The following is a 12,216-nucleotide window of genomic DNA, read 5'->3' as shown; positions in this document are numbered from 1 at the left end:
GACATCGCCACTCCCCCGTCGCTCCGACATCACTCGCGCTCGCGATCGTCATTCGTCTCGAACACATGTTCGATCATGCCACCAGATGCCGACACTGCGGGAGCCGGCGATCCACGCACCTGAGGTCGAGGAGCGCGCGGGTGCCCGGCTCGGCATGATGGAGACAGGCGGCCGCAGGCCGTCCCGGACCGAGGAGAATCCCGTGGTCATGTCCCTGACCCGCCCGCTCGCACCGGACCCGTACTCGCTGCTTCCCGTCGTCCCGTCCTTCATGCTCACGAGCGACGACCTGCGCCAGGGCGAGCGCCTGCCCGACGGGCAGGCGGCACCCCCGCACGCGAACGTGTCCCCGCACCTGCACTGGGAGGGCTTCCCGCCGCAGACGCGCTCGTTCTTCGTCACCGTCTTCGACCCGGATGCGCCGGGCCCGGCGGGCTGGTGGCACTGGGTCGTCGTCGACCTGCCGGTCACGACCACGACCCTCGCCCGCGGAGCCGGCTCGCCCCACGGCGACAACCTGCCCTCGGGGGCGTTCCACCTGCGCGGGGACGACGGGGTCCCGGGGTACGTCGGTGCGGCGCCGCCGCCGGGCGACCGCGAGCACCGGTACTTCTTCGCCGTGCACGCGCTCGACGTCGAGCACCTGACCACCGGTCCGCAGACCATGCCGGGCGCCGCGGCGTGCGCCGCCACGTTCCATACGATCGCCCGCGCGGTCCTCGTCGCGACCTACCGGCGCTGAGGACGGCGCCCGGGACGCCGTCGGCGTCGCGCGGTTGGCTAGCCTCTCTGCATGCAGCTGGCGACCTTCGGATCACTCACCTGGCTCCGCGCGGTCGACCGCTTCGACCTGCTCGCGCCGAGCACGGCCATGGCGATCGAGGCATGGGCGCGGATCGACCCCCGCGTCGCTGACGCCGTCGGCGTCGCGGAGATCGACCCCGACCTGGCCGACACCGCGGCCATGACCGAGGCCTACGACCTGCCGCTCGCGGCGTCAGCGAACTGCGTGCTCGTGTCCGGGCGCCGCGAGAGTGTCGAGCGCATCGCGGCCGCCGTCGTCCGCGCGACGACCCGGGCCGACGTCAACAACGCCGTCAAACGTCTGCTCGACGTCCGCAAAGCGTCGTTCCTGCCCATGGACCGCGCGACAGCCGAGTCGGGCATGGAGTACGGCGGGATCACCCCGCTGGGGCTTCCGGCCGGCTACCGGGTGCTCGTGGACGCGCGGATCGCCGCGGCCGACCCGACGGCGGACGGGATGGTCGTCATCGGCAGCGGGCTGCGCCGCTCGAAGCTTGCCCTGCCGGGCGCCCTGCTCGCCGCCGCGCCCGGGGTCGAGCTGGTGGACGGGCTCGCGCTGGTGTAGGTCGGCGGCCGGTCCGGTCAGGCCTCGGGTGCCCGACGCGTGACGCGCTGGCTGGCGTTCCAGTCCCGCATGCGCTGCGGGTAGCCGGTCCGGTGCACGTCGTAGACCGGGATGCCGAGGTTGCGCGCGAGCTCGTACGCCTCCTTGGCGCCCGGGACCTTGCGCCGCGTCCACTCGCCGGTCGTCGCGATCAGCATGAGCGTCGTCTGCGTCACGTTCGTCTCGGGCTCGACGTACGCCTCGACGCCGACGCGGGTCGCCACGAAGTCGCGCAGGTGCGCGAGGGTCGCCTGCTGCGCCTGGCGGGGCGACGGCGCATCCGGTGCGCCGTCAGCGGCGCGCGCCCGACGACGTGAGAACAGACCCATGTCAGGAGCCTAGCGGGCAAGGTTGACAGACACCTGAGAGACCGATGTCCGCCCTTCGCGTGCCGTCCAAGACATGGGACGAATGTTCCCGGCGTCACAGCCCTCAGGTCGCCGTACCGTTCGTTCGCCTCGCACCGAGATGACAAGATGGGCGGCGAGCACCGCAAGTACCACACGTCCTACACAGACCCGCTCTGAGGAGTTGCACGTGGCCGACACGAACGGCACCGCTTTCGACATCGTCGTCCTGGGCGGAGGGAGTGGCGGCTACGCGACAGCGCTCCGCGGCGCCCAGCTCGGCCTCTCCGTCGCGCTCGTCGAGGCCGACAAGCTCGGCGGGACCTGCCTGCACAACGGCTGCATCCCGACGAAGGCCCTCCTGCACGCCGCCGAGCTCGCGGACAACGCGCGCGACGGTGCCCACTTCGGTGTCCACACCGAGCTCAAGGGCATCGACATGGCCGGGGTCAACGAGTACAAGGCCGCCGTCGTCGGCCGGTTGTACAAGGGCCTGCAGGGACTGATCAAGTCCCGCAAGATCACGGTCTTCGAGGGCTACGGCACGCTCGTCGGCCAGGACACGGTCGAGGTCAACGGAGAGCGGATCACCGGGCGCAACGTCGTGCTCGGCACCGGCTCCTACGCTCGTTCGCTCCCAGGCCTCGACATCGGCGGCCGAGTCATCACGTCCGACCAGGCACTCCAGCTCGACTGGGTGCCGCGGTCCGTGATCATCCTCGGCGGCGGCGTCATCGGCTCCGAGTTTGCCTCCGTCTGGCGCTCGTTCGGCGCCGACGTGACCATCATCGAGGCTCTCCCCCACCTCGTCCCCAACGAGGACGAGGCGCTGTCCAAGGCGTTCGAGCGTGCCTTCCGCAAGCGCGGCATCGCGTTCAACCTCGGCGTCCGCTTCTCGGGCGTGACGCAGGACGACAACGGTGTGCACGTCTCGCTCGAGGACGGCAAGACGTTCGACGCCGACCTGCTGCTCGTCGCCGTCGGGCGCGGTCCGCGCACCGAGGGCCTCGGTTACGCCGAGCAGGGCCTCACGCTCGACCGCGGGTTCGTCATCACCAACGAGCGCCTGCACACCGGCGTCGGCAAAATCTACGCGGTCGGCGACATCGTCCCGGGCCTGCAGCTCGCGCACCGCGGGTTCGCCCAGGGCATCTTCGTCGCCGAGGAGATCGCGGGCCTCGCCCCGCAGACGATCGTCGAGTCGGGCATCCCCCGGGTGACGTACTCCGACCCCGAGGTCGCGTCCGTCGGCCTGACCGAGGCCAAGGCACGCGAGGTCCACGGCGACGACGCCGTCGAGACCCTCGAGTACAACCTCGGCGGGAACGGCAAGAGCCAGATCCTCGGGACGACGGGCTTCGTCAAGCTGATCCGCAAGAAGGATGGCCCCGTCATCGGCGTCCACATGATCGGAGCCCGCGTCGGCGAGCTCATCGGCGAGGGCCAGCTCATCGTGAACTGGGAGGCGTACCCCGAAGACGTCGCCTCGCTCGTGCACGCCCACCCGACGCAGAACGAGGCTCTCGGAGAAGCGCACCTCGCGCTCGCCGGCAAGCCGCTGCACGCCCACAACTGACCCCACGACCGAAGGAGACCAGCGGTCATGTCTGACAACGTGCAGCTTCCCGCTCTCGGCGAGTCCGTCACCGAGGGAACTGTCACCCGGTGGCTCAAGAACGTCGGCGACACCGTCGCCGTCGACGAGCCGCTGGTCGAGATCTCGACCGACAAGGTCGACACCGAGATCCCGTCGCCCTTCGCGGGCGTGCTCGAGCAGATCCTCGTCCAGGAGGACGAGACCGTCCAGGTCGGGGCCGTGCTGGCCGTGATCGGGTCTGGCCAGCCCGGTGGATCCGCCGACGCCGCACCAGCTGAGACCGCACCCGCCGAGGCTGCGCCTGCGGAGGCGTCCGAGCTCGTCGAGCAGCCCGCCGCCCCAGCGGAGCCCGCCCCGGCCGCGCCCGCCGAGCCCGCACCCGAGGCACCGGCTGCGACGGGCACCCCCGTCGGCGCCGAGGTCACTCTCCCGGCGCTCGGTGAGTCGGTCACCGAGGGCACCGTCACGCGGTGGCTCAAGGCCGTCGGCGACGCGGTCGAGGTCGACGAGCCGCTGCTCGAGATCTCCACCGACAAGGTCGACACCGAGATCCCGTCCCCGTTCGCCGGCACGCTCCTGGAGATCCGTGTCCAGGAGGACGAGACGGTCTCGGTCGGCGCGGTCCTGGCTGTCATCGGCTCCGGCGCGGCCGCCGCACCGCAGGCCGCAGCACCGGCGGCACCCGTCGAAGCAGCACCCGCGCCCGTCGCGGCACCTGTCGAGGCGCCAGCCCCGGTTCCTGCTCCAGTGGCTGCTCCCGTCGCTGCGCCAGCCCCGGCACAGCACGCGGCGCCCGCCCCCGCGGCGTCGGGGACCTACCTGACGCCGCTCGTCCGCAAGCTCGCCGCCGAGAAGAGCGTGGACGTGTCCACACTGGCCGGCACCGGTGTGGGCGGGCGGATCCGCAAGGAGGACGTGCTCGAGGCCGCGGCCAAGGCCGCCGAAGCCGCGGAGGCCGCCAAGGCCGCCGCGACAGCGAGCGCCCCGGCCACTCAGAAGGCCCCGGCGAAGGCCGCGGCACCGCTCGAAGTCTCGCCGCTGCGCGGCACGACCGAGAAGGCCAGCCGCCTGCGTCAGATCATCGCCGAGCGCATGGTCGACGCGCTGCACAGCCAGGCGCAGCTCACGACGGTCATCGAGGTCGACGTGACGAAGGTCGCGCTGCTGCGGGCACGGGCCAAGAACGACTTCAAGGCGCGCGAGGGCATCAACCTCACGTTCCTCCCGTTCTTCGTGCTGGCCGCGATCGAGGCCCTCAAGGTGCACCCCAAGGTCAACGGCGTGCTCGAGGGCAACCAGATCACGTACCACGGCCACGAGAACGTGGGCATCGCCGTCGACACCCCGCGTGGGCTGCTCGTCCCGGTCATCCGGGATGCCGGTGACCTCAACCTCGCCGGGATCGCCCGCAAGATCGGTGACCTCGCCGTGCGCACGCGTGACAACAAGGTCACGCCCGACGAGCTGAGCGGTGCGACCTTCACCGTCACGAACACCGGCTCGGGTGGCGCGGTGTTCGACACGCCGATCGTCCCGGGCGGTACGTCAGCGATCCTCGGCACGGGTGCGATCGTCAAGCGCCCCGTCGTGATGACCGACGCCGACGGTGGTGAGGTCATCGCGATCCGGTCGATGTGCTACCTCGCCCTGTCGTACGACCACCGCCTGGTCGACGGCGCCGACGCGTCGCGCTACCTGGCGACGGTCAAGGCGCGCATCGAGGAGGGTGCGTTCGAGGCAGAGGTCGGCCTCTGACGACGAGCTCTCCCCGACGCCCGGTCGCAAGCCTCTCCCGCGAGGTCGGCGACCGGGCGTCGTCGTTCCTACCCATGGTCGTTCCCGCTTTCGTCCGGCTCCGTAGGGTGGGCACATGGACATCGTCGTTGCCGGCTCGCGCGGACTCATCGGCTCTGCGCTCGTTCCGGCGCTCCGCGCGCACGGCCACCACGTCCGTCGACTCGTGCGGGGGACGCCGTCCACGTCCGACGACGTCGAGTGGGACCCGGATGCCGGCCGGCTCGAACCGTCGGCGCTCGTAGGGGCTGACGCGGTCATCAACCTCGCGGGCGCCAGCGTCAGCGACCGCCCGCTGACGAAGGCGCGCAAGCGGACGGTCCTGCTGTCCCGGACGCGAACCGCCGGGCTCCTGGCCACGACGATGGCTCGCCTCGGGGCGGGTCCCCAGGTGCTGCTCCAGGCGTCGGGGATCGGCGCCTACGGGGACCGCGGAGCCGACGTGCTGGACGAGCACGAGCCGCTCGGCAGCACGTACTTCGCCGGCGTCGTGCGGCAGTGGGAGGCGGCGACGCTTCCCGCCGTCGAGGCCGGGCTCCGCGTCGCGCACCTGCGCAGCGGCATCGTGCTCGCGCCGCGCGGCGGTGCGCTCGGACGGCTGCTCCCGCTCGTGCGAGCGGGCCTGGGTGGCCCCCTCGGCTCAGGCCGGCAGTACTGGAGCTGGATCACGCTGCCCGACCAGGTGCGGGCGATCATCCATCTGCTCGATGCGCCGGTGAACGGCCCGGTGAACATGGTGGCCGGTGCGGACACGAATGCCGACCTCACCCGCGCGCTGGCTCACGCCCTGCACCGACCGGCTGTGCTGCGCGCTCCGGCGTGGGCCGTGCGGATCGCGCTGGGTGACTTCGCCCCGGAGGTCCTGGGGTCGATCCGCGCGACACCTCGCGCCCTGACCGACAGCGGGTTCGTGCCGGTGCACCCGGACCTGGCTGCGGCCGTGCGGTACATCACCGCATAGCGCGGCGGCACAGCGCGGCCCGGCGCCGGACGCCACCGTCAGACTCCCCCACCTGTCGCGTCCGGGGTCAGGACGTCCGTGACCCGCAACCCGTCGCTCGCCGGCTCGAGCTGGAGCACGACGGTGCGCTGCCTGCCTGCAGGCACGGTGCTCTCGGTCGTCCCGTCGGCGCGCAGCAACCGGTAACCCGACGTCGCCGACGTCACCGCGACCTTGGCCTGGGTGCCCGCCGTCGCGACGAGCTCGACGCCGGTCACCGCCACGGACAGCCCCTCGATGCGCAGGCCGCGCGCAGCCAGGTCGGCGAGGATCGCGGCGTCGGCGGTGTGAGCGGGCGAGCCGAGCACCTCGACCGATGCGAGCGCCCCGGCGTCACCCGCCGAGATCACGTCCGCCCGGAGCTCGGTCAGACGTCGCGCCTCGACGACAGGATCGGCTGACGCCCTGCCTGCTGCCTCGGTCGGTGCCACGGGCGCGGTCGAACGCGCCGCGAGCGCACTGGAGGCACGGCCCCCGTGGAGCAGGCCGATCGCCGACAGGTCGGGGGCGCCGGGAACGCGGGTCAGAGCCACGTACGTGGTGCCCGTGTCCTCACCAGGATCGTGCCCACCCGCCTCAGCGGCGCCCCGCTGGCCGACGGCGAACACCAGGACCCCGCAGACCACCACCGCGCCGACGGCCGCGGCGGCGCGACTGAGGTGCGCCCGCCACGTCCGACGCCCGCGGTGACGCGAGGTGCGTCGTACCGTCGGTGTTCGTCCGCCACGGCTCGCGAGGCCGGCCAGCTCGGTGCGGGCGAGCACCGAGCTGTCCGGCAGCAGGATCGGCTCGGGCGCGTGCGCACGGAAGCACGCGTCAGCGAGCTCACGGGCGGCCAGCCTCAGCCGGGGGTCCGGGTCGGTCGCCGCCGTCAGCAGGTCCCGGACGCGCTGGGCGTCGCTCGAGGCGGTGAGGTCCGCACCGGCTCCTCTCCCGGTCGGGGCGGGCCCGAGCTGGGCGAGCACCACGCTCGCGAGCGCATACACGTCCCCTGGCGGCTCGCACGCCTCACCCCGACGCACCTCGGGGGCGGCGAACCCCGGTGTGCCCGCGCTGGGTGTCAGGGCGCCGAGCAGGTCGACGAGGACGGGTCGCCCGTCGAGACCGATGACGATGTTGGCTGGTGACACGTCGCCGTGGACCAGGCCGGCGGCGTGCAGGGCCTCGAGCGCGTCGGCCAGCGGGACGGCGAGCGTCACCGCCTCGCCCGCGCTCAGCGGACCCCGCGCGGACCGGAGTGCGGCGAGGGTCGGCCCGGCCACGTGGTCCACGAGCAGCGCGGCCGTGCCCGGTCTGACGGCGACCACGTCCCGGACGCGGGCGAGGTGCTCGTGCTGGACGTTGCGCAGCCGGTCGAGGCGCGCGCCGTGCCGCGGGTCTGCGGCGAGGTCGACGACGCGGACGACGACCCGCTCCGGGGGGCCGTCGAGGGCGACCGCCGACCACGCGGGTCCCTGCGCACCGCGACCGATCGGTCCGAGGACCCGGTACCCGCCCGTGAGCAGGGCGGCCACGACGTCGGGGGGTGCTGCGGACGGTTCCATGGCGACATCGAACCGTGGATCGATGCCCTCCCGAGCGTCATCCACAGGCTCAGTCGCCGGGTCTACCTACCGGAGCGTGATGACGCGATGCTCGCGCGACGACTCGCGCGCGGCATCGAGCACCGCAGCGGTCCGCACGGCATCCCACGGGTTGACGGGCAACGGGCCGTCGACGGTGAGCCAGCGCACGACCGCACGGTAGAAGTCGGCCGGGCCGCCGGGCGCGCGCGAGACCGGGACACGCTCGGCCCCGTGCACGAGCCACCCCTCGTGCGACTGGTGGGCATGGTCGTGCCGGGAGTGCGGGATGTCGTCGATGACCGAGAACGGCGTGGGCTCGGCCTCGAACGAGGTCACGAGGTAGGCCCCCGCGTCGCCCAGCACCCGCGTGCGCGGACCGGGCGCTCCGACCAGCGCGCCGGCCTGCAGGTGGCTGTGCACGCGGACCCCGTTCGGCCCTGCGGCGTGCTGCAGGGCGAGGAACACGTCGTCGTCGACGGGCGTCGTGAGCGAGCGGAGCTCGGCGTACACGGAGACGACCGGACCGAACAGCTGGACGGCCGAGTCGACGAGGTGCGAGCCGAGGTCGAGCAGCAGACCGCCCGCAACGACGTCCATCTCCTTCCATCGGTGCTGCGGCACGGGACGCCACCGCTCCCAGCGCCGCTCGAAGGTGTGGACGTTGCCGAGCTCCCCCGAGTCGAGCACCTGACGGAGCGTGAGCTGTTCGGCGTCCCACCGGCGGTTCTGGAAGACCGTGAGCCGGCCGCTGTGCGCCTCGGCGGTGCGGGCGAGCTGCCGGGCGTCGTGGGTGGTCGTCGCGAGCGGCTTGTCGACGACGACAGGCAGTCGCGCCTCGAGCGCGGCGTTGACGTTGGCCATGTGCGTGCCCGTCGGGCTCGCCACGACGACGAGGTCGAGCTCGGCGGCCCGCGTCAGCATGGTCGCGACGTCCGGGTCGATGACGACGCCGGGCCAGTCGGCTCGCGCTGCGGCCGCATGACCGGGGTCGCGCACGACGACGTGAGTGACCCGCTGACCGACCTCGCGCAGCAGCCGCGCATGCTCGCCGCGCCCCGAAGCCCCGTACCCGACCAGCCCGACACGCAACGAGTCGCTCATGCCATTCACCATAGGACCGCGGGCTCGCGACCGTCAGGTGAGGCGCGGTCCGTGTCGCCGACTCACCCCTTCGGCCGTCCGAGGGCGCTCGGCCACCACGTGCGCCGACCGATGTCGTGCACCAGTGCGGGCACGAGGAGGCTCCGCACGATGAGGGTGTCGATCAGCACGCCGAACGACACGATGAACGCGAGCTGGGCGAGGAAGAGCAGCGGGATGACGCCCAGCGCGGCGAACGTCGCCGCGAGGACGACGCCGGCCGACGTGATGACCCCTCCCGTCACGGCGAGGCCGCGCAGCACCCCCTCGCGCGTGTCGACGCGCAGGCTCTCCTCGCGGACGCGCGTCATGAGGAAGATCGAGTAGTCCACCCCGAGCGCGATGAGGAACGTGAAGGCGAACAGCGGCACGGACGGGTCGGCGCCCGGGAACCCGAAGACGTGGTTGAACGCGATCGCCGAGACACCGAGCGCCGCGGCGAAGGACAGCACGTTCGCGGCCATGAGCAGCAGGGCCGCGACGACCGACCGGAGCAGCAGCATGAGGATGAGGAGGATCACCGCGAGCACGAGGGGGACGATGACCCGCAGGTCCCGGGTGCCGGACAGCTGGGTGTCGAGCGACTGCGCCGCAGCACCCCCGACGAGGGCGTCCGGAGAGGCCGCATGGACGGCGACCCGGAGCGCCTCGATCGTGCGCACGGCCTCCTGCGTGTCGGCCGCGGACGTCGTGGCGACGTCGATCCGGACCTGCCCGTCGACGACCTTGGGCGGCGACTGCTCCCCGGTCGATGAGCCGGCGGGCGCGCCCGCTCCCCCGCTGCCCGTGTACGCGGTCACGGTGTCGACGCCGGGGACCGCCTCGGCTGCAGCCGAGACCGCATCGACGTCGGCCTCAGGCGCGATGACGATCGCGGGCTGGACGGTGCCGGCAGCGAAGTGGTCGGCGAGCACCTGCTCGCCGCTGACGGCGTCGACGTCCGTCAGGAAGACGGCCGTCTGGCTCGTCCCGCTGGCCTGGAGCGTCGGCAGGAACGCGGCCCCCGCGACGAGGGCGAGCGCGGTGACGAGCCACACGGGCCGCGCGTGCGCTCCGACGAACCGGGCGATGCGACCCCACAGCCCGGTGAGGACGTCGGCCGTGGGCCGGGCGATCGCGCCGACGGACGCCGTCTGCGACACGTGGTCGACGACGCGGGGGCGACGCGGCCAGAACAGGGCGCGCGACCGGCGTCCGAGGACGAGGAGCAGGGCCGGCAGGAAGGTCATCGAGGCGAGGAACGCCGAGAGGATCGCGATGGCGCCGACGGGTCCGAGGCTGCGGTTCGACGCGAGGTCGGAGAGCATCAGGCAGAGCAGACCCGCGATGACGGTGCCTGCGCTGGCAGCGATGGGCGCGATCGATGCGCGGACGGCGCGTCCCATCGCGATGTGCGGGCTCTCGGTGTGGTGCAGCTCCTCGCGGTAGCGCGCGACGAGCAGCAGCGCGTAGTCGACCGACGCGCCGACGACGAGGATCGACATGATCCCCTGCGCCTGGCCGTTGAGAGTCAGCAGGCCCGCGTCGGCAAGGTGGTAGACCGCGAGCGCCGCGGCGCAGAGCGCGAACACTGCCGAGAAGATCACCATGAACGGCAGGAACGGCGAGCGGTACACGACGACGAGGATGAGCAGCACCGCGCCGAGCGCGACGAGCAGCAGGACGCTGTCGATCCCGCCGAACGCGTTGACGAGGTCGGCGACGAAGCCCCCGGGGCCGGTGACCCAGGCCTGCAGCCCCACGCTGCCCGAGCCCGAGGCGGTGGCGCCGAGCCGGCTGTCGAGCGTGTCGCGCAGACCCTGGACGACCGCGCCGGTCACCCCCTTCTCGCTGGCGAGCACGTCACCCGCTCGCGCGCCGTCGAGAGACAGGGGGACGAGGAGCGCCTTCCCGTCCTGCGACGGGATCACGACCGCTGGTCCGACGAGAACGTCGGCCAGGGTCCCGGGGTCGCCGGCTGCCGGGTCGGCGCCCGGGATGGCCACGCTGCCGATCTCGGCGGCGACTCCCTGCACCGCAGTGAGCTGTGCGGGCGTGATCGCGGTACCGTCCTCCGGCTGGAGCACGACGAGCACCGGCAGCGTCTCGACATCGACGAAGCCCTTGCTGGCGGTCCCGGCCCGGGCCGACTCGGCCGAGGCAGGCAGGAACGCGGCGGCATCGTTGGTCTGGACCTGCGACAGCTTGCCCTGCGCCATGCCGCCCAGCCCGCCGACACCCAGCCAGGTGAGCAGGACGGCGACGATGACGACGGCGCGCAACACTGGACCGCGAGAATTACTCAGCATGCTGAGTATCATGGTCCACGGTCGGATTGCGCGCAAACGAGAGGTGGTGGGAGCGCGTGGATAGCGAGAAGCCAGGGGCGTCAGAAGGGCGGATCCCGGCGAGCGCCACGTCGACCGATCCCGCCGACTGGCCCGTCGGGCGCCTGCTGTCGGCTGCCGCGCGGCGCGTCGAGCGCGAGTGGAACGCCCACCTGGCCACCTGGGACCTCAACCACGCGAGCATGCCGGTGCTGCTGCACCTCCTGCAGCGCCCGCGCTCGCAGCGTGAGCTCGCGAGCGCGAGCGGCGTCACCGAGCAGACGATGAGCCGGATCCTCGCGCGGATGGAGCGCACCGGCTACGTCACGCGCGCGCCCGACGAGAACGACCACCGCAAGTACGTCATCACGATCACCGACCTCGGCCGCTCGGTCGCGATGCTCGCCGCCGATCCGCGCCCCGCCGAGGCCATGACGACGCGCGGGCTCACCCCTCAGCAGGTCGAGGAGCTGCGGGCACTCCTCGCGATCGTCGCCTCGCCGCACGTCGACGGACCGGGGAGCGCTCCCCCCGCGTCGGCCCCGGCCCGCGACGAGCCCGACGAGGCCGCGGGTTAGCCTGACGTCATGCAGTTCGTCGAGCTCGACCTCGGGACCCGCCGGGTGGCCTACCAACCGACCTGGGACCTCCAGCGTGAGGTGCACGCCCAGGTCGTCTCCGGGCAGCGCGAGGACACCACGCTCCTGTGCGAGCACGAGAGCGTGTACACCGCGGGGCGCCGGACCGCGTCGTGGGACCGACCCGCTGACGGCACACCCGTCATCGATGTCGATCGCGGTGGTCGCATCACGTGGCACGGGCCAGGTCAGCTCGTCGGCTACCCGATCGTCCGGCTCGCGAGCCCCATCGACGTCGTGCGCTACGTGCGGGCGATCGAGGAGGCCGTCATCCGGGTGTGCGCCGACCTCGGTCTGGTCGCACGACGCGTCGACGGCCGAAGCGGGGTCTGGTTCCCCGCCGACGACCCGTCCACGCCGGGCCCGGCGCGGCGCGACCGGAAGGTCGCGGCAATCGGCGTCCGCGTGGCGCGCGGCGTGA

Annotated in this window: 11 protein-coding genes; 7 read left to right on the top strand and 4 right to left on the bottom strand. The window is 72.7% G+C overall.

Annotated features, from left to right (window positions below; genetic code table 11):
- The first annotated feature begins 85 nt into the window (after positions 1–85).
- Positions 86–742, top strand: a complete 657-nt coding sequence (locus VFW79_RS08715; RefSeq protein WP_329676919.1) for a YbhB/YbcL family Raf kinase inhibitor-like protein — start codon at positions 86–88, stop codon at positions 740–742.
- Positions 743–793: 51 nt separating this feature from the next.
- Positions 794–1,369: a YbaK/EbsC family protein gene (locus VFW79_RS08710; RefSeq protein ID WP_329676918.1), complete on the top strand. Its 576-nt coding sequence runs from the start codon at positions 794–796 to the stop codon at positions 1,367–1,369.
- A gap of 17 nt (positions 1,370–1,386) precedes the next feature.
- On the opposite strand, the gene VFW79_RS08705 is transcribed toward VFW79_RS08710, so the two are convergent.
- Entirely contained in the window at positions 1,387–1,737 is a 351-nt protein-coding gene (locus tag VFW79_RS08705; RefSeq protein ID WP_329676917.1) for an oxidoreductase, read from the bottom strand.
- A gap of 208 nt (positions 1,738–1,945) precedes the next feature.
- On the opposite strand from VFW79_RS08705, the gene lpdA reads away from it, so the two are divergent.
- The 3 genes from lpdA (at position 1,946) to VFW79_RS08690 (ending at position 6,107) form a co-directional block, all read left to right on the top strand.
- On the top strand, positions 1,946–3,331 hold the full coding sequence (lpdA, locus tag VFW79_RS08700; protein WP_329676916.1) for a dihydrolipoyl dehydrogenase: 1,386 nt from the start codon (positions 1,946–1,948) through the stop codon (positions 3,329–3,331).
- Positions 3,332–3,358: 27 nt separating this feature from the next.
- Positions 3,359–5,107 (top strand): 2-oxoglutarate dehydrogenase, E2 component, dihydrolipoamide succinyltransferase, encoded by a 1,749-nt coding sequence (sucB, locus tag VFW79_RS08695; RefSeq protein WP_329676915.1) that lies wholly within the window; start codon positions 3,359–3,361, stop codon positions 5,105–5,107.
- 115 nt (positions 5,108–5,222) lie between these two features.
- Complete coding sequence (locus VFW79_RS08690; protein WP_329676914.1) at positions 5,223–6,107, top strand: TIGR01777 family oxidoreductase; 885 nt, start codon at positions 5,223–5,225, stop codon at positions 6,105–6,107.
- A 38-nt stretch (positions 6,108–6,145) separates the two neighbouring features.
- Here VFW79_RS08690 and VFW79_RS08685 read toward each other — a convergent pair whose 3' ends face one another.
- From VFW79_RS08685 to VFW79_RS08675, 3 genes are all read right to left on the bottom strand, one after another.
- Entirely contained in the window at positions 6,146–7,690 is a 1,545-nt protein-coding gene (locus VFW79_RS08685; protein WP_329676913.1) for a protein kinase domain-containing protein, read from the bottom strand.
- A 66-nt stretch (positions 7,691–7,756) separates the two neighbouring features.
- The gene (locus VFW79_RS08680; protein ID WP_329676912.1) at positions 7,757–8,812 is read right to left on the bottom strand and encodes a Gfo/Idh/MocA family oxidoreductase; all 1,056 of its coding nucleotides are present in this window, start codon (positions 8,810–8,812) and stop codon (positions 7,757–7,759) included.
- A 62-nt stretch (positions 8,813–8,874) separates the two neighbouring features.
- Positions 8,875–11,139, bottom strand: coding sequence for an MMPL family transporter (locus VFW79_RS08675; protein ID WP_329676911.1), 2,265 nt, complete (start codon positions 11,137–11,139; stop codon positions 8,875–8,877).
- Between the two features lie 56 nt (positions 11,140–11,195).
- Here VFW79_RS08675 and VFW79_RS08670 point away from each other — a divergent pair, with 56 nt between their 5' ends.
- Both VFW79_RS08670 and lipB read left to right on the top strand, forming a co-directional pair.
- On the top strand, positions 11,196–11,735 hold the full coding sequence (locus VFW79_RS08670) for a MarR family winged helix-turn-helix transcriptional regulator (protein ID WP_329676910.1): 540 nt from the start codon (positions 11,196–11,198) through the stop codon (positions 11,733–11,735).
- A gap of 9 nt (positions 11,736–11,744) precedes the next feature.
- A partial coding sequence (lipB, locus tag VFW79_RS08665) for a lipoyl(octanoyl) transferase LipB (RefSeq protein WP_329676909.1) occupies positions 11,745–12,216 on the top strand: 472 nt, incomplete at its 3' end.

Source organism: Cellulomonas sp. (assembly GCF_036279715.1).
Taxonomy (GTDB): Bacteria; Actinomycetota; Actinomycetes; order Actinomycetales; family Cellulomonadaceae; genus Cellulomonas_A.
The sequence above is the reverse complement of the archived record's forward strand: the minus strand, read 5'-3'. Positions and strand labels throughout refer to the sequence as shown.

Excerpts from the sequence above, each read along its gene's own strand:
- VFW79_RS08715 (WP_329676919.1), top strand. The coding sequence starts at position 86 with ATGCCGACACTGCGGGAGCCGGCGATCCACGCACCTGAGGTCGAGGAG.
- VFW79_RS08710 (WP_329676918.1), top strand. The coding sequence starts at position 794 with ATGCAGCTGGCGACCTTCGGATCACTCACCTGGCTCCGCGCGGTCGAC.
- VFW79_RS08705 (WP_329676917.1), bottom strand. The coding sequence starts at position 1,737 with ATGGGTCTGTTCTCACGTCGTCGGGCGCGCGCCGCTGACGGCGCACCG.
- sucB (WP_329676915.1), top strand. The coding sequence starts at position 3,359 with ATGTCTGACAACGTGCAGCTTCCCGCTCTCGGCGAGTCCGTCACCGAG.
- VFW79_RS08690 (WP_329676914.1), top strand. The coding sequence starts at position 5,223 with ATGGACATCGTCGTTGCCGGCTCGCGCGGACTCATCGGCTCTGCGCTC.
- VFW79_RS08685 (WP_329676913.1), bottom strand. The coding sequence starts at position 7,690 with ATGGAACCGTCCGCAGCACCCCCCGACGTCGTGGCCGCCCTGCTCACG.
- VFW79_RS08680 (WP_329676912.1), bottom strand. The coding sequence starts at position 8,812 with ATGAGCGACTCGTTGCGTGTCGGGCTGGTCGGGTACGGGGCTTCGGGG.
- VFW79_RS08675 (WP_329676911.1), bottom strand. The coding sequence starts at position 11,139 with ATGCTGAGTAATTCTCGCGGTCCAGTGTTGCGCGCCGTCGTCATCGTC.